8 protein-coding genes and 1 pseudogene are annotated in these 19,166 nt (G+C 40.8%); 6 read left to right on the plus strand and 3 right to left on the minus strand.

Annotated features, from left to right (window positions below):
• Window positions 1-43: 43 nt before the first annotated feature.
• Both BA1DRAFT_RS15185 and BA1DRAFT_RS15190 read right to left on the minus strand, forming a co-directional pair.
• Window positions 44-1,252, minus strand: a pseudogene (locus BA1DRAFT_RS15185) (RHS repeat domain-containing protein); the annotation flags it as partial.
• Between the two features lie 201 nt (window positions 1,253-1,453).
• Entirely contained in the window at window positions 1,454-8,710 is a 7,257-nt protein-coding gene (locus BA1DRAFT_RS15190; protein ID WP_036780723.1) for a Tc toxin subunit A-related protein, read from the minus strand.
• 735 nt (window positions 8,711-9,445) lie between these two features.
• On the opposite strand from BA1DRAFT_RS15190, the gene BA1DRAFT_RS15195 reads away from it, so the two are divergent.
• The 6 genes from BA1DRAFT_RS15195 to BA1DRAFT_RS15220 all read left to right on the plus strand — a co-directional run bounded on the left by BA1DRAFT_RS15195 (window position 9,446) and on the right by BA1DRAFT_RS15220 (window position 15,973).
• Window positions 9,446-11,335 (plus strand): lipase family protein, encoded by a 1,890-nt coding sequence (locus tag BA1DRAFT_RS15195; RefSeq protein ID WP_036780725.1) that lies wholly within the window; start codon window positions 9,446-9,448, stop codon window positions 11,333-11,335.
• Complete coding sequence (locus BA1DRAFT_RS15200) at window positions 11,332-12,060, plus strand: hypothetical protein (protein WP_036780727.1); 729 nt, start codon at window positions 11,332-11,334, stop codon at window positions 12,058-12,060. The genes BA1DRAFT_RS15195 and BA1DRAFT_RS15200 overlap by 4 nt, the downstream gene beginning before the upstream one ends.
• A 34-nt stretch (window positions 12,061-12,094) precedes the next feature.
• Window positions 12,095-12,835, plus strand: a complete 741-nt coding sequence (locus tag BA1DRAFT_RS15205; RefSeq protein WP_036780732.1) for a hypothetical protein — start codon at window positions 12,095-12,097, stop codon at window positions 12,833-12,835.
• Between the two features lie 33 nt (window positions 12,836-12,868).
• Window positions 12,869-13,609, plus strand: a complete 741-nt coding sequence (locus tag BA1DRAFT_RS15210) for a hypothetical protein (protein WP_036780734.1) — start codon at window positions 12,869-12,871, stop codon at window positions 13,607-13,609.
• A gap of 236 nt (window positions 13,610-13,845) precedes the next feature.
• The gene (locus BA1DRAFT_RS15215) at window positions 13,846-14,625 is read left to right on the plus strand and encodes a DUF4123 domain-containing protein (protein WP_036780736.1); all 780 of its coding nucleotides are present in this window, start codon (window positions 13,846-13,848) and stop codon (window positions 14,623-14,625) included.
• Window positions 14,626-15,061: 436 nt separating this feature from the next.
• Window positions 15,062-15,973 (plus strand): LysR family transcriptional regulator, encoded by a 912-nt coding sequence (locus BA1DRAFT_RS15220; RefSeq protein WP_036780738.1) that lies wholly within the window; start codon window positions 15,062-15,064, stop codon window positions 15,971-15,973.
• Window positions 15,974-16,210: 237 nt separating this feature from the next.
• Here BA1DRAFT_RS15220 and BA1DRAFT_RS15225 read toward each other — a convergent pair whose 3' ends face one another.
• On the minus strand, window positions 16,211-19,108 hold the full coding sequence (locus BA1DRAFT_RS15225; RefSeq protein WP_235201129.1) for an RHS repeat domain-containing protein: 2,898 nt from the start codon (window positions 19,106-19,108) through the stop codon (window positions 16,211-16,213).
• Window positions 19,109-19,166 lie beyond the last annotated feature (58 nt).

Here is a 19,166-nt window from a genome sequence, read left to right on the forward strand (position 1 = left end):
TTTGCTAATGTGAGTGATATTTAATCATTCATGCGGTTGCCCTGCCACGGTCATAAGTATAGGAACGGGTATAGTTAGTGTAGGTGTTGTTATCAGAAGGTAGAGCCGGGGAGGGAAGTTGGTTATTTTGTTGACCAATATTGGCCATTTCACGCCCGGTAGCACTGATAAGCTGATACAGGGAATCGTAGGTATAGCTATTCTCCGGGGCTATTTTTTGATTGCGCCAAAAGCGGGTGGCTTCTGCATCATTACGAATACTAATGACATTGCCTACCGGGTCATATTGATAGCGTAAGTCTTGCAACACCTTGGTATCTGACGGACGGCGGGTGGTGATGCCGATAAGTCGTTGGGTTTCCGGTTCATAGCTGTATTCGGTGATAACGCCGTTACCGTGCTCTTCGCATAATTTTTGTCCGGCGGCGGAATAGGTCAGCGATTTGATAATCACTTGTTCGGCCTGACCTTTTAATGTTAGCCAGCTCCCTTTTAGCTGCCCGGCCACATCATAGGCTTGCCGCTGAATGTTGCCTTTGGCATCGGTCTGGGTAAGTAAAGCCCCGGTGGCATCAATGCTGCTTTGGGTGGTATAGACATCACTGTTCAGTTTTTGTTGCCAGAGGCTCTGGTCTTCACCTGTCCAATCGGCATCTTGGTTATCGACGAGCAGTTGTTGAGATTGTGATAAAACGGCGCCGGTCAGAGCAAGGCTGTTGAGTTGAGTGAGTCCTGCGGTATCGTAATGACGGGTACACTGACCAGCCAGGTTGTGCTCTTTTTCTTGTGGTGTATTACCGGCCCAGATAAGACGCTCGGTGGTTTTCTCTTCTGTCTGTACCTGTTCGGTAATAGCGAGCAGGCGACCGGGTAGGGTGTTATTTTCGTAGCGATGGTTCTGGCGGACGCCGGTTGCGTTGATGGTCAATACCCGGCGGCCTTCAATATCGTTGAGGGTAATTGTCCGGCCTGCATCGACGCTCTCTGTTCGCAGGATATTGCCGGTCAGATTGTGTTGCCAGATAAAATTTGGTTTCACCGTATTATCAGTTTGCTTGGCGTCATACAGGCGAGGATCAATGCTTTGGTTTAAATATCCGCCGACATTATATTGATGGCGAGTAATACGGGTATCAGTATTTGCTTCTGCGGTAGCACGGTGAAAACTGATGTTACGGACAGCCAGCCCACGGTTATCGTGGACACTAACAGTAGGCGTATGCTGATAAAGTTTGGGGTCGATGTTTTCCATCGTCATCTACTTCCTTTGTTATGTTGAATAATTTTTGCAATCGTTATTTTATCTACGTTACAGTGAATTAATGTTAAATTCACTCCTTCCACATAATAAGGATAATTTTTCTACTGAGGTAATTGAAATAACAGCGGTACGTAAGATGAATTTTAATAACAGGCCCTGATTAGGGCCTGTTGCAGGTGATATTGGGGCTGGTTATTCGAGAATAGTGTAACGAATATGCAGAATAATATCGGTCAGCATCTGTAATACGTTTTTTTGTTTACTGGCGGCATTGGGGAAACTTAGCGTTAGTGTCCCCTTGTCATTAATATCGATCCCTTCCAACGGCAGGAATTTGCCATCGTTGAAATCGAGCTGAAACTGACCGTTGTCATTCAGGCCGTGGGAGACCGCCAGGGCTTTACAACCTTTAGCTAAGCCGGTGGCGTCGCCGCCATAAGACAGAACCGCTTGCACGTCTTGATAGGGCCCCAATAGTGCCGGCAGAGAGACGCTAATTTGTTTAATGCGGCGTATTTTGCCTAACTGCATGTCATCTGGATAATCATCTTTAAGTTTCAGGTCTTGCAGGGTTAGCGTCGCGGATAGCGTATTGTTGGTTAATTTCAATTGATTGCCGTCGTTACCGGCGGAAGTCTCTTTATCTCCTTGTAGCAACGCTTCAATTTTATCTTTTAATGCAAAGCTTTTCTCCCCTAAGGATTGGTACACCTGCGCCAGAGAAACCGTGCGTTCCACTTCCAGTGCGCGTTGCTCTTGTTTCAGGTGCGCGTCTTCCATTTGCGCCAGGTTCAACATTAGGGTTTCTCCGGCGAGCAGGCCGGCATAAGTTCCCTGCCAGGCTCCCGGTTTAATAAAACGTGCGGAGCTATCATTAGTTTCCCAACGGTAAGCTTGTTCTGCCATCAAACAACGGGCGACGACTAAATCGTAAAATTGGAAATAAATGGCTGCTAACCGACCACGTAACCAATTATACAGCGCTTGATTGCTGAATTTTCGTTGCAGGAACGCTAGCTGCGCTTGAGTTTGCTCCTGTTGGGTTTTTAGGCTGGTTTTCTGTAATACCGCTGCTTCACGGCGTACCGTTAGCGATTTGAGTTGAGCATCGATTTGTTTCATCTCTGCGTCGGCATTATTACGCTGGATTTCCCACTCTTGACGGCGACGGCGCCATATTTCAGATTGCGAGACTTTCTCTGCTTCAATTAACAAACCTTCTGCGGCGATACCGCCACCAATCGCAATGGCATTGGCAATTGCTCCATAGCGCGTCCCCCCGACTGCAAAGCCGTAGATATTGGGCACCATCTCCAGTGCGGCGGCAGCCATGTGCAAGCCTTTCAATCCTGAGGTAATACTTTGGGAAGCTATTCGCATATCCAGAGCTTGACGCTCACCGGCGTTGACATCTTCGTCATATAATTTGCTGTAGTTGTCAAAGCGCGATTTTGCTCCGGCTTTGGATTTTTCCAGTACGGTTTTTTCAGCATCTATTTCTTCAATGGTCTTGTCTTGGATGCTGAGCGTCGTCAACATCAGTTCTTTGGCTTGATTTTGTAATAGAGCGTTTAAAGCCTCAGCATCTTGGCGTTCAATAATATTTTGCAACGTGGAACCAAACTGCGTGAGTTGAGCGACCATGCTGCGGGCATTTTCCAGCATATGCGGGAAGCGCCACAGTGACATAAATGGCTGTGGGAGAGAGCCTCCGCCTTGAGAAGTGGCGACGGCGGCGCTGAGTAACGCTTTCGGGTCCGCCGGTGTGGCATACATCGGCAGATAGAGCGGTTGACCATCGATAGAGAGATTATGACGTAAGTTATACAGACGCAGTTCCAGTTTGTTCCAGTAGCTCAACATAACATCGTTGATTTGTGGCAGGAAGAGATCGGTCAGGGTATTAGCGGAGCGCAATAATAATGCTGGTGTTTGCGTGCCTTGTCGTAGGGTGGTTATTGCATAGGAATATGCTTTTTGTACGGTGGTGTCTGCGGCATTGTCCAGACGTGGATTATTCCATACAGAACTCAGCGGCAGATAAGGTTTATCGCCCAACAGGTGCAGCGCCTGCATATACCACATTTTGGCTTCGTTCAACGTATCCCGCTCCAGTTGGCGATAGGCATGATCGCCCCGAGCCATCAGTAGATCGAGAGTGCGCATAAAGGTGGCTACTTTATAGTGCATTGGATCGTGCTGTGCCACCGCGTCAGGATCGACTGAATCCAGAGGATCACTGTTCCAACTGGTGTTTTCCAATAACGGGCGCACATTCCAGCGATAGTTTTTAATTTGACCACGAACAATATAACCGGATGGGCTCCAGACATATTTCAGCCAACGGTTAGCTTCATCAAAGTTTTGTTCATGTAGTAAACGCTGAGCAACCAGCATCGGGGTATAGTAGAACAGTTCCCAGAAATAGAGACTGTTAGCGCCGCTGAAATCCATAGGTTCTGTGAAAGTTTGTATTACTCTGGCTGATGCAAGCCCTGGGAAAGTCCCATTCTTATAGGTCGTGTCGAATGTAGCGGGTTTCTTATTATCCTCTTTAACGAATCGAATGAAATTTGTTTCCACTTTTTGATAAACCGCGTAAACATAGAGATTGTTTTTATTTCCATAAGCGTTATCAATGCGAGGTAAGAATAATTTTACTGTTGTTTGTGTAATATCGCTTAATATTCCCTGATAAATAGGAAAATGATCGCCTGCTTTAAAAATATCACCATACATAATCTTAAATAATTTATTCGTGCCGTGTATGTCAGGATTATATTTATCCAAAATGAGTTCTATATAAGCGCCTATTCCCATCATCGGCTCCTGAATATTCTGAGTTTCCATACTTAGAATTGTATCAATACCCGTATTAGCTCGTTCAACTAATTGGCGAGCAAATAGCGTATTAAGGCGAATGCGATAGGCTCCCCATTGCATATATTGAGCGCCATTTTCGTCATGGCAGAGAATTAGCGCGTTATCAGTAGTAACTTTACGAGTGACGGGAATAATGAATTTTTCTGAACCAAGATGGCGTTCTCCATTTGCATAGGCATTAAAATTGATTTCAATTTCAGCTTTATTATTTATAAAGTTGAGTTTTGAACCATCTATTTCAATTTCATTGAATGAATAGTCAGTTTGACCAAATGTAAATTTTGGCAATGGATTGACATAATCTTTGGCGGTATATTTTTTTTCACTTTCTCCAATAGTTACGGTGATATTGGAGGGTTCAACAGCAGTATCAATTTCTATTGGATTGGAAATTTGGTAACTATTGGTTCCATAAAATTTATGCCCAAAAATATTATTAATAGTAAGTCTGATTGCTACTGATTGCAAATTATGAAAAAATTCTTTATTAAGATTATGGTCTTCCAGAGTTATTGATACAAGGCCATCTATTGTATCGGTACATTTAATTATTGTCTCTCCAGAAGAAGAGGTAAATGTCCATTTGGTAGGGTCACTTGAGTGTGAGTAATTATATAATGTATTATTTATCAGGATAGAACCTTGATCAGTATCTCTTTTGCCAAATTTAAATGTAGGTATTAATTTGGAATCTGGGAGAGTTTGCTTAGAGTTATTTTTTGCGTCATAAATAATAAATTTATCCCCTACCTGACCAAATTTACGCATCAAATCAACCTGAGTTTTTCTTACTGCGCCTTCGCCGCGACCATAGTGATAAATACGTAGATTAGGTTTAATTTTTATTTTTAAAGCAGCTTCTGAGGATTGGTAAGAAATAGAAGAAATACGACCATCACCTAAATAACTTAAGTCGTATTTTCCCCAACTGTGGGTTTTACTTGAATTTATTTCAGGAGGAATTTCATAATTCTCTGCATATCGGTTATTTATTCTTATGACGCTATTAGTATCGAAATGTGTATAACTGTTATCTCGATAAGAGTTGTATTGTTCATTGGTCATATATTTGAAAGACATATCGGAGAAAATATATAATCCTGGGGTTTTATTATCCTTATTATCCTTATTATCCTTATTATCCTTATTATCCTTATTGTCAGTTTTATAATCATCCAATTTATCTTTTTTACTATAAAACATTACTAACAAGGTGTCTTCCCCTTGATAACCTGAGCAATAGAATCCGGGAGTTTGATATTTTTCCAGTTTTAGTGCTGATATTTTGTTATTCACATCAAAGGTTATTGGTGCATTCCAGGTACCATCATAACGAATATGTGCTAGTTTTAATTCATAGTAATAGTCTGTGGTGACTATATTATTCTCATTTTGTTTAGCTGTTTCATTTTGTTTGGCTGTTTCCTTTTGTTCCAGCCAAATCAGATATAATCGGGATTTATAGATAACTGGGCGAATGGTGCTTTGATAGGGATTAATTGCGCAGTCAATTTTGTGCCATTCACTCCAGGCATTAGCAGCGAATTTACCGTCGTTGAATTTACTGTGATCGATGCTGCGCCAATAATATTGATTAACTTCTGTTTTACTGTTCCCGATAAAATAGGTCAGTCCTTGGTCATTATTAACGTTATCATGATAAGCACTAATGACTTCCAAATTAGCGACTTGTTCAAACGAGGTCAGGTAAGATTTAAATGCATCTTCTACCGTATCGGCATTTAATTGGCTCTGGCTGACGGATTGCAATAACGTATCCATCATTTTCGTTTGTCCGATACGCATTGTCGGGTCGATATAATTTTCGGGATAGTAAACTAATTGTGAAACGCCAGCCCAAGTACTGTAACGTTTATTATATTTGTCCCAATCGATAAAAAATTGACGGGTAATAACATCAGAAACGGCATGGGTTTCTACATTTTCCAGCGCTCGGTTGACATACAATTGGATACTGGCAATGGCTTCGGCAATACGTGTAGTTTTTATTTCAGCGGAAACTTGATTATCAATCAGTAAGTATTGGTATAAATCGTCACGGCTTTTAATTGATGCTGCCCGATTAGCAACCTTGCCAATATAATAGTTGCTTAATGCAGTACCGCGAGATTCATCCAGAAATGCGTGTAGAGTATGAGTTTGTTGAGTGTCTAACCCGGCAGTTAATACCATAGCTGCGTTTTCCCATTGGGAATAGGTCGGTGTTTTTTGAGCCGGTTGTATATAATCCAATGCCATCAGGGATGAAATACCTTGTGGGGAGATATTAAAATTATTTGCTACATTGGTCCATTGCAGAATAATGTCGATGGATTGCCAATTGGAGAATGTATTTTCCTCAGTAACCTGCTTATAATTTTGTGCCTGAATACTGGCTTGTTCCAGTAAATTAGCATCAAGATTCATGGCGTTAGCTAATTTTCCCGCAGTTAAGGTTTTATTTTCAAAAGCCGTTAGAATAGGGGAGGCTTTTTCACCTAGAGAATTAACCCAATTGGCAAAGCGGGTTAGGGTGATTAATGTTGGTGCATTATGGGCTGGTGTCGCTTTATTCGGTTCATCAGGGATGCCAAAAATAGTTGGCTTTTCGATAAATAGACGGAAAGCGTTTTCATTAATGCCGGAAGAACGATAAATCATTGTCAATTGTGCCAGACAGTGACAGTACTGAATAATTTGTTCCTGCATTTCTGGCGGTTTTGACAATTCTGTAGTATCTCTATTTTGTAACCAGATCCAAAATTTTTCTGCTGTTATTTCATTTTCGCTTGGTTTTATCTTATCAGCCCAGAGAAGAATAGAATGTGCAACATTTTCAGATGGTAATTGTAGTGTTGCAGCAATATAAGGCGCGATGGCTGCCAGAAGTTTGGTTTTATTTTTATCGAAGTTCTGTAAGCCATTGTAGACCGTATCGAGTAAGTTTTGAATTTCAGGCGTTAGTGTTTTGTCATAGTTGGTGGTGGTCATCAAAAATAACTGATAGACACTCCACTTTTGTGTACACAGCCAATTGCTTAGGGTATCGAGTCTGTTTATGAGTTTCTCCAGCTCTTTATCATCAATATCATATAAATTTATTTTATCTTCACCAATAGTTATCAGTAGTAAATACAGTTCATCAATCGTTAATTGATGAATATCTGCCAGTAGTTTAGTCATATAAAGATTGGAAAGATTTTTTATATTATTAGCAATTTTTCCATCGGTATTGTTATGATTGGCAATATGGAGTAAACGATAGAGGGAAATATCATCGACATTAAAAGCACGTTTAAGTACTGCTTTGTGCCAGTTATCGGTACTGTTCAGACTTAAGTCAATATTAGTGTCTTCGATAACGAAATATTGTCCATTGAGTGGCGAGGTATTAAATAGGCGATCAAATTGGCTAGGTTGATTACTATAGGAGTATTGTGAAATGGAATCATTACATAATATTAAGGCAGTTTCCGTATCAATATTGTATTTCTGCATATAATATTTAACTAGAAATATTTTTCCTAATACTGTTGGGGTAATGTTATGTTCTGGAATAATTTCATCTAACTTTAAAAACGGCAGATTCACGGCTTGCGATAATAAAATAATTTTATTGATTTTTAGTAAATGTATTTTCTGAGTATTTAGTTCATTATCTGGATATTTGCGAATAAATTGACTGAGTTCTTCATCACTAAAATTATAATAACTTTTCAGATATTCCGGCATTGCCAGGCAGGCAGGGTCAATATCGCCAAAATTCTGTTTATAAATTGCCTCTGCGTTAGCTTCGGTAATCTCTTCTGTCAGAATATTAAACAGTTCTGGTGAGATAGAGTTATTAATTCCTAATAATGAAGCTTGATGCATTAATCCGGCGACCGCCGGTGATTTCTGAAATTGTTCAAGTTTCGGATCTTGTAATTGGATAGCTTTACGTACATTTTCGTAAGCATCATGATAAGGTATCGTGCCGGAAGGACGGAAAGTGGATAACATTTCCATCACCTGAGTATCGCTGTCCAGATTAGACTGATTAGCTTTAATTCCTTTCAACAAAATTTCATTAGACAGAGAAAGAGTGGAAAGTTCGGTATCCATATTTTGCTGGCTGAGCGTCATTGATTGGAGGTCTGGGCGGCGTTCATCCAGATGATAAACGGAGTCGCTGGCATGTAAATTACGTGCTTCACGATAGAGTTCAGTTAAATAAGCTGCGGGGGAGAACATAGAGGAAACCGAACCCGGCGCCACATATTGGCTGGCTCGGCCACCGAATTCACTATTATAGCCTCGTAATTCAGCATGAGGGAGGGTAATACCGAGGTGCACTGCATTTTGCAACTGCGGGTTAGCGCGTTTAAGAATACGCGCTTCATATAATTGATTCTCTTTTTGTTCCTGTTGCGCATCACGGTATAAGCGGTTGGTCTCTGACCAGGAGAGATGATCAGAGACTTGCTGGCGGAATTCATTAAAAGAATAGCGGCAAATATCTGTCAGGAAATTAATACCACATTGGCTTTGTAATATATCAGGTATCTCTTTCACGTATGAGTTCATGTTTATTCCTTTTAAATCATAAGGTAAATGAAACATCCGTGTGATCTCTGTATCATCAATACAAATCGATATAATAGAGAGAAGAGAGTGACTCCGTTCTATAGGAAGATGAGGATCATCACTATCTCACTGTTTTCTTTAAATAGCTGTTGCAAAAAAAACAGTCGCAAAATTTGCAATTGTTTTTTGCTCAAAACTGGATGTGGAAAATCAGTAAAGGCTAGATTTTTTTATATATCGTGGACTGCTTCTTTTGACAATGGGGTATTTTTGTCATTGCATTCGCCATTATATTTACAATAACTTAATCTTTTATTGAATTTGTAACACTTTGTTACAAAATCTACTTTTTGTAAATTAGAAAAATGAAAATTTTTCTTGCTATTTGGTGATGATTTAATAATCATAACTTTAGTTCCGTCATATGGACAATATGACGGAACTTTCAACTCCTGTTCCCTTATTCAAAGGGATTAATCGATGGGGATACATTTCGTCTTCCTGTCGTTCAACTTGCTATTACTCACGGTATAAGCGGTGTTTCTTATCTGTGGTAATAGGATTTTTACTATCTTGTTTCTGTAGTGACGCGATCAATCACGGTTATTCCTGACAGGATATTGATGCTGATGAAAGTGATTGATAGCCGGGCGGGGAAATCTTGTGAGACTTTCAACGCATAACGTGCGGTCTGCGTGCTTACATTTGTAACGTTAAAAGAAGGAAGTAAAACTAATGGGTATATCAGATCCACGCTTGTGTCTTGATTGTAAACGGTTTTTGAAAAACTGGGTGGAATTTCAGCTGGTGGATGAACAGGGAAAACCGCTGGTCAACATGCCTTATCGCCTGATCAGTCGCGGAACCCCAGGTTATGTACGCCAGGGGACAACCGACGGTTTCGGTGTGCTCAGAGAAGAGGATCTGTTGCCTCATCCGGTAACGTTGTATATCGGCGCCCAACCACTGGCCGACGAAATGGAGCAGCGTCCGTTACGGGAAAAACGGGGAGAAGAATTTTCAGTGGTGAAACCAAAAGCAGAAGCCGAAGGCTATCAATATCGTTATGTGACTATCGGGCAGATCAGTGATGGGTTGCCAGCGCTGGATGATTGGAATGATCCCAAAAAAATTCCACCTCCCTATCATTTCCCAGACCCGGAACCAAAAGGCTATCAGGTTCATCCGTTAAATCGCCGGTATGTGCTAGAAATATGTCCTTTTCGAGCCTGGGTTTTGCAACTGCATCATCAGAAGGAATATTCCATTGTTAATGCCTATAACCAGTGTTTGATGAGCGTACTGGCCTATGCCGATGAGGATGTCAACGTAGCAGGCTCGGTTAAACATTTTTTTAACCGGCAGATGGTAGATGTTTCAAAATTGCCCTATAAAGTGGAGGAATTGTCGGCAACGCCTGTAGTTTACGATGTACCGTTTAGTGAACGTTATACTCAAGTGGAATTTATTAATTCTAAAACAGGGGACAATAAACAGGGTAATACCCAATTGTTTTATGCGGTCAGTAAAAATGATGTGATTGTCAGTTGGCGGGGTACCGCCAGTACAGAAGATGTTCTGACAGATGCTACATACCAACCTTTAGAGTTAAGTTGCGATGAAAAAACATTGTGCAGCGGGTTTATTCACAGCGGCAAAGTACATAAAGGGTTCTGGGAAGCATTTAACTTGGTCAGCAAATTAAGAGTTCCCAGTGATACAGATCAAAAAGTATTCGCCAATATTACTAAGTTGGTTAAAAATAAAAGATTATTTGTCTGTGGTCACAGTTTAGGAGGCGCACTGGCAATACTGCACTGTGCACAACTAAAAGAACATAATCCATGTTTTTACAGCTATGGAATGCCACGAGTATTAACTGCCAGTGCAGTACGGGAACTGGCGGATATCACCCATTACCGCCATGTGAATGAAGATGACCCAATCCCTTCCTTACCACCAGAAAAAAATCTGGATAACTGGCTATATGATTGTTGGGGGCCACTCGGCTATTTATTCAGCCCTATTGAGTTACTGGATGTTACTAAAAGCGGTGAAATTTTCCTGCATCACGGAAAAATAGTGCACTTTTGTAAAATCAATCTGGTTATTGAATGGCTGGAAGAGCGTAACCCAAGCAACCATATACGACTTAGAACCACTTTACCCACCAAAACAAAATTGTATTTAATTCCGTCATTAAACTGTGAAACGGAACACAATCTAAAGGCTGCGGGGGAGATTCAAAAAGGATTTTTTAAACAGATAAGCGATGCAGATAAAGCTAAATGGTTTCCGTTGAATGAGAATCCAACTGAAAAAGATGCCTTGGGTTTTCCTGATCACAGTTCATTAAAATACGCCCGTTACATTGGCGCACGACTGGCAGAGCTAATTGCACCGGATAAATACTATTTTTTCCGAGATCAAGAACAGTTATTTGAAAAAACGCTGAATGAGAGGAACGATATTGTTGCTGATATTCGGCAACGCGATGCATTATTTTTACAAATGGACCATCACTTAAAGCAAGCATTAATTCGCACTCAACAGGATAAACAAGGACCGTTAGCCTTAACACGCTATATAGATAACGCTGTAGGAATTGAGGAGCAGTTACCATGATCAATATCAAGCAATACTTATCTGTCTTATCCGTGATTTTAATATCAGGCTGTGCTGATCCTAATGAGCCGCTCTCTCCTCCCAAAGAGAATCAGTGGATCATCATAGAAGGTGTGGTGCCGAAATACACACAGCCGCATGTATCCGCAGAGTATATTTCAAAAGATTGCCTTGAATATCAGTTACATGCTGACATGTCACCTTATAAAGTACCAACCTATAATGGGCTTCGCCTGAAAGTGAAAGCTGATCCGCAAACCGGTTATTTTCAAACAAAGCTACCTTTTAACGGTGGTGGCCGGTGCAAATGGAAAATTAACCGGGCCTTTGTGTCCATAACCTATACCAATGTCCACCATCTAGCGAAAGATGCAGTACCCTATGGGGGAACCGGTTTAATCGCATTTATTAATGATGCAGTCCAGACGAATATTAGCGAAATCGCCGCATCGAATACAATTGACTTTAGTCCGGTTATTTACCCTGTTTTAGAAATAGTTGAAGGATTTCCGAAAAGCGTATCCTTACAGGGTGAAGTTAAAATGTATCCCTTCAGATTAAAATTAACACCGGGCGCTAAATGGAAAATCACCTATAAACCCAAGCTGGATGAAACCAAAATGCCGAAAATCACGGTGACTAATGGGAGAGGAGAATGGGTTGAATATCCCAATGGAAGAATCGACCTCCGCCGACAAACGATAGATTACTGGAAGATAAAATAATATCTACTTCTGTAGGAATTGAGGAAAACTTATCATGATAAATATTAAACAATACTTATCGGTCTTATCAGTGATTTTAATATCGGGTTGCGCTGACTCCCATGAGCCGCTTTCTCCTCCTAAAGAGAATCAGTGGATAACCGTAGAAGGTGTGGCGCCGAAGTATACAAAACCATATGTGTCCGCTGTGTATATATCAAAAGACTGTCTTAAATATCGTCTGGATTCCAATATGTCTCCTTTTAAAGTACCAACTTATAATGGATTGAATCTGGATGTAAAGGTCAATCCACAAACCGGTTATTTTCAGGCAAAGTTACCTTTTAATGGAGGAGGCCGGTGTAAATGGAAAATTGACCGAGCCTTTGTTACTGTAGGTTATACCGATGTCCGCCATTTGATGAAAGATGCTACTCAAGAAGCAGGAACTGGGGGCATTGGTTTAACTGCATTTATCAACGACGCAACCCAGACAAATCTAAGCGAAACGGCAGCATTGAATACTATAGATTATAGTCCGGTTATTTACCCTGTATTGGAAATGGTTAATAGATTCCCCAAAAGAATATTCCTACAGGGTGAAGTAGGAATGCGTCCCTTTAGATTAGGGGTAACTCCAGGTGCTGAATGGAAAATTACCTATAAGCCTAAATTAGACGAAACCAAAATGCCTAAAATTATTATCCCACCTGGCAAAGAACCTTCAAGAGTTGAATATCCTGATGGCAGAGTTGATTTAAACAGAGACTCTATTGATTACTGGAAAATAAAATAATGCCCCCTCTGTAGGAATTGAGGAAAACTTACCATGATGAATATTAAACAATACTTATCGATCTTATCGGTGATTTTAATATCGGGCTGCGCTGACCCTAATGAACCGCTTTCTCCTCCCAAAGAGAATCAGTGGATCACCGTAGAAGGGGTAGCGCCTAAATACACACAACCATATGTATCCGCAGAGTATATCTCAAAAGATTGCCTTGAATATCAGCTGCATGCTGACATGTCACCTTATAAGGCGCCAACCTATAATGGGCTTCGCTTGAAAGTGAAGGCCGATCCACAAACTGGTTACTTTCAGGCAAAACTACCTTTTAATGGCGGAGGCCGATGTAAATGGAAAATTAACCGTGCCTTTGTGACTGTAGGTTATACTGATATTCGCCATTTAGTGAAAGATGCTGTTCAAGAGGAAGGAGCAGAGGGAACAGGTTTAACTGTATTCATTAATGATGCAGCCCAGACATATCTCAGCGAAACTAACGCATTGAATAATATAGATTACAGACCGGTTGTTTATCCTATTCTAAAAATAGTTTATGGGCGCCCAAACAGAGTATTTCTACAGGGTGAAGTAGGAATGCGTCCCTTTAGATTAAGGTTAACTCCAGGTGCTGAATGGAAAATTACCTATAAGCCTAAATTAGACGAAACCAAAATGCCTAAAATTATTATTCCACCAGGCAAAGAACCTTCAAGAGTTGAATATTCTGATGGCAGAATTGATTTAGACAGAGATTCTATTGATTACTGGAAAATAAAGTAGTGTTATCAGAGTTTCCAGTAAAAATTACTGACAGTGAGCCAGTAGGAAGAACAAGGAACATTGGCCTTACAACATTACTGTGATAAGAAGGAGTTATCAGTATGAAAATATTGAAGATAACGCTGTCCTTATTATTTCTCTATTTTATTTACTGGGCGTTTGGGGACACTTTTTTTAACTGGCTTTTTCCTTTTTCAATTGGAAGCTAACTTGATTATCGATAACCAGGAGGATGTATGAACACTTCTATGAACTGGCAACAATGGCTGACTACGCCTAATAAGCCACCTGTTTTCTTTATGCTCAATTCACTGGCGGAACCTAACCCGGTGGAGCTCTTTTATCGTAATGACTGGGTAGAGCAGGCTTTTCCGCTATACAGCAATACACCAATGGATCACCTGCTGGCGCAAAGCCCCTGGCTGGTTCAGCCTAAGTCAGGCTGTCTGTCAGTAATCGGTCATCTGCTTGATAGCCAAACTCTGAGCGATAACAGTTGGGGTTGGGCTTATCGCAGTGAGGATTTATGGGCGCGACAGCTTAATCATTGGCGTTCACGCCAGCAGGTGATATTACAAGAGAAACAGGTGCTCTTACGCAGTATGGATGCGCGTATCCTCGGTCAGTTATTACCGGCAATGATCGTCAGCGATTGGTCAGCATTTTTGACACCGGTAAGTGAGCTGATGATCGATATGCCCGAGCCGCAGATTTATTATCGGCCTGAAAATTGTGGTCACGGTGGCAGTGAACAACCCTTTGTCTTGGGCGACCATTTAATTGAGGCTTGGTTACATTCTGATTATGCTTTTCAAGGTCAGGTATTCGCACTTATTAGCGATTTATGGGAAAACCACGGTGAATTGGCTGATAAGCTGGATGAGCCAGCAGGGAAATTACAGGAGCGGATTATTGATTGGCTGAAATCGCGTTTAGAAAGTGGATGTAATATTAGTCACCTGACCAGTGCGGATTATTTACAGACGCTCGATGAACAATATACGGGCATTAATTAGCGAGTAATAGTCAATATTTTACGAATTTATAGACCTATCATTATGGCGATTTTAAACAAGAAGAAATGTGGTTAGTTTCTTCTTGTGAAATATTAATAAGTTGTGGTTGATGTAAATTATTTGATGTTATATTTTGGTTTGTTTAATGGAAATATTTTTGTAATAAATTGAAATATAAAATATGAATGATGATAAGATATATTTATATTCAATGAAATGATCTGGGTTTTCATTAAAATCATTATTCCAACATAGTGGTAAATTATATTTATTTTATAAATATAATGTAATTATTAAATAAATATTAAGAATTAAAGTGGTGAAATCCAATGTCAATTAATGCATACCATAATGTAAAAGAATGCAAAGTAGAAACATAGTTGTCATGTTCTATGGTTAATATTCTATTTCTGGAATGAAAACAAGAGGGTATGTGATGATATTTTGTTCAAAGCAACTAAAGTATTTTATGGAATCAGCTAAGAAAGAGTCATTCACGTTAGCAGCGGATACGCTTTGCATTACCCCCTCTCCACTTAGCAGGCTTGTATATCAACTGGAACAGCGTGTAGGTTGCCAATTATTTGAGCGATTACCGGGAAAAACCAAGCTCACAGAAGAGGGTAAGGCATTATATCAGGAGTTGTTGCCATGTTATGAAAGGATTCAGAAAGTTGAAGATAACTGGAATTGTCGTCGAAATTATAAATTATCAAACAGAGACAAACTGGTTATTGGCACAAGTGGAGAATATGTTAATAAGATATCTACAGTCGTAAAAAGAGCGGTGCAACGCTATCATTACCGCGATATTTGTATAATCAACAATTTTCTCATTGATGATTTAATAAGGCAAGACGCGGTATTTTCTTCCTTAATAAAAGGGGATATAACGGTTTATGTGACTACGGAATGTTATCCAGATAATGATGATATTATCAGGATAGATGGTGCTTATCAAAAGCTGTCTCTTGCCGTATCCAATGATATTTTGGAAGCAGAAAGTCATGCGGATGAAGTAATATATAGTTTTCCTTTGGTTCAGCATAATAGTGCCTTTTTAAAACAGTGCGATAATTTCATGCCATTGAATTATCTGCCTGAATACCAGAATCTAGCGTTATTGACGGTGCCTGATTTTACTAATAGATTAGATCTGGTAAAAGCGGGTATTGCGATAAGTTTAATGACACCTAATGAAATGCGCTATTCTGCCCATATTGATAAAAGTATAGCGTTTCTGAATTTTGAATCACGTCCAGCACCATCGGTAAGGTATTGTGCTTATGCGCTCAGAAATAAATATAAAGAGCCATTAAATTCATTAATTTCTGATTTGATATTTTAGAGTTGGATGTAAATTAAGGGGTTATATGTTTTTGATAAAATATGACCTTGATTGTTTTACATTAACACTAAAATTAAAATGTCTTAATATTTTCAAATGTGATATAAAAAATAAATAAGCCATGAGATAAATATTTTCTTATGGCTTATTATTAAAGATGGTTTCTTATTAGTTTTCCCCCTTGAATGTAAATTCAAGGGGGGAGATTAAAAATAGATAAAGAATATTAAATTTTCGTTATCTCTTATGAGGTTTTACATTTTTAAGCGGAATTGTTGTCAGAAATGAAATTTCTGCATCATTTACCGGTCCATGATTAAGTGCAATGATGGATGATGTCTCTATTTGTGGGGTGTCGAGTAAAAGGGAAGGTACCATGTTTTTAGTTCTACCCTCCGGTAGTGGATTTAGTTTTTGTCCATCAATGGCAAACTCGTAGAGATCCATATCAATTTTATGGAGTGGAGCCCCTGAGCTTTGTCCACCTGCTTCAGTATTAATTGCAGTAGAAACCCATACTGTAGATTTGTCCTTGGTATATTTTATGTAATTTGAGAGATCTTTTAGTTTTGGCTTTGCTCCCCATGTGCTTATGTTCTTGACTGTTTCTTTAGGTAAATTAGATGTATCTTTCTGACCAATAAAGATACTAGCAAATTGCCTTGCCATCTTAGTGTCTAGAGGAGTCCAGGCTTTAAATCCTTCAGGGAATTTACTTTGCATTTCTTCAAAGGATCTGTTATCTGCTCTATATAAAGTAAATGATTTTTTCTGTAGATTTGTCGAGGTAGTGCTTGAAGAACTGCTTTGAGCGCTTTCTGGCAGAGAGATTTCAGAAGTAGATTTATTTCCTACTGGACTCAATGGAGCAACAATAGATGACCCAGACGTCGTTGGTTTTATGTTTGCAGCTCCGATAGGGTGTGTGGTTGGTTGGCTACTCGTTGATGCTTTCGGTAAGCTAGGTTTTGGTGCTACAGGCGGGCGGATGTTTATCGCTACGTTTGTGGCATTTGCTGGCGAAGGCGCTGAGTCTGTTACTTTATTTTTTTTTAGTGCTGCTATGCGTTCTGCAATTGTTGGCATTAATCCATCAGGATCAAGCAGGGTAACTGGATTATTCCTCACCATTCGATATAAATTCAGCCCATCGATTGTTCCCGCGGGATCGGAGCTTAACCATCGTCCTATCCACGGTTGGTAATACCGATAGCCGTAGTAATATAGCCCGGTGGCATCCCGCTCTTTGCCTGAATAACGGATAGTTTTATAACTGGCTTCTGTCTGATTCCTGGCGGCCCATAATGCTGTTCCACCATAGGGATAATATTCTTCTTCACTGATAATTTGTCCTTCGCTATCTAATTCAAGTTGACTGGAACCGATGAGATTATCGTAGCTATAACGCAACTGATTATTGTCGATATCTTCCGGTTTACCGCTCTCCCAATGTAATACGCGTACCTGCGCCCGGCCCGCTTCGCCTACGGTGATAACTTGCAAATCTTCGGTTGTGGCCGTGCTGTTTTGTGTTAAACGGAGTTCCAGGCTCGGCAAATAAGTTATTCTCTGTATTTGAACGTTGTTGCTGGCCCGCTGTTCATTGACTTTTAATATCCGTTTCCCGTCGCCACTATAACGATACCATTCCAGATCATCATTGGCGCTCTTGTCTCGTTTCACCAATGTTACTTGTTGTAGCTCACCGCGTGTATTCCAGTTCAGGTTTTGTCCTGATATCAACGTGTTTTGATGCCCGCCTGCATCAAACAAAGCATCTACTTGTGTCGGATCTTCGGTCAATGTGCTGAGTACTGCGCGATTGTTGCGATTTGAAACCGTAATATTTGTGGTGTAGTTGTTTTGCGTAGCTGGTGAACTGTGCTGGATTTTAGTCAGATTGCCGCCACAGTCATAAGTATAAGTACGGGTATAGTTGGTATAGGTGTTGTTATCAGAAGGTAGAGCCGGGGAGGGAAATTGGTGACTTTGTTGACCTATATTCGCCATTTCGCGCCCGGTGGCGCTGATAAGCTGATACAGGGAATCGTAGGTATACGTGTTTTCCGGCACCACTTTCTGATTGTGCCAAAAGCGGGTAGCTTCCGCATCGTTACGGATACTGATGACATTGCCTACCGGGTCATATTCATAGCGCAGATCTTGCAGCACTTTAGTGTCTGACGGATTGGCATCTGACGAACGGCGGGTTTTGATACCGATCAGCCGTTGGGTTTCCGGTTCATAACTGTATTCGGTGATAACACCATTGCCGTGTTCCTCGCGTAATTTTTGTCCGGCGGCGGAGTAGGTCAGGGATTTGATAATCACTTGTTCCGTCTGGCCTTTGAGTGTTAGCCAGCTCCCGTTTAGCTGCCCGGCCACATCGTAAGCTAGCCTCTGAATGTTCCCTTTCGCATCGGTCTGAGTCAGTAAAGCGCCGGTGGCATCGAAGGTGCTCAGGGTTGTGTAGATGTCATCAGCCAGCATGTTTTGCCAGACGGTTTCGTTGTCACCTGTCCAGTTAGCTTCTTGAGTGTCGAGCAATAGTTGGCTGGATTGCGATAAAACAGTACCGGTCAGTGATAAACTCTCTAACCGGGTAACTCCCGTCGTGTCATAGTGGCGCACACACTGGCCGACAAGGTTATGGTCTTTCTCTGCTTCGGTATTGCCAGCCCAAATCAGGCGTTCGGTGATACGGGATGTTGTTTCCTCTGGTATTTGTTCGGTAACAGACAGCAGACGTCCGGGCAGGGAGGAAGTTTCATATTGTCGGGTTTGCATGACACCTGTTGCAGTCACCGTCAGCAGCGGACGGCCTTCAATATCATTCAAGGTGACAGTGCGACCTGCATCAATGCTCTCTGTACGTAGGGTATTGCCGGTCAAATCATACTGCCAAAGAAAATTGGGCTTGATCGTACTATTGGTTTGCCCGACCTCATATAGGCGTGGATCGATGCTTTGACTTAGGTGTCCGTGAGTATTGTATTGATGGCGGGTAATACGGGTATCGGTATCACCGTTTGCGGTGGTACGGTGAAAATCGATGTTACGGATTGTCAGACCACGGTTATCGTAAACGCTGACGGTAGGGGTTTTTTGATAAAGTTCGGGGTCAATGTTTTTCATAAGTTACCTCGTTGTTGGGGTGTTGTGTGTAATCCTTTCTGCAATCACAATTTTTGTC

The sequence above is a fragment of the Photorhabdus aegyptia genome (assembly GCF_000612035.1).
GTDB classification, from domain to species: domain Bacteria; phylum Pseudomonadota; class Gammaproteobacteria; order Enterobacterales; family Enterobacteriaceae; genus Photorhabdus; species Photorhabdus akhurstii.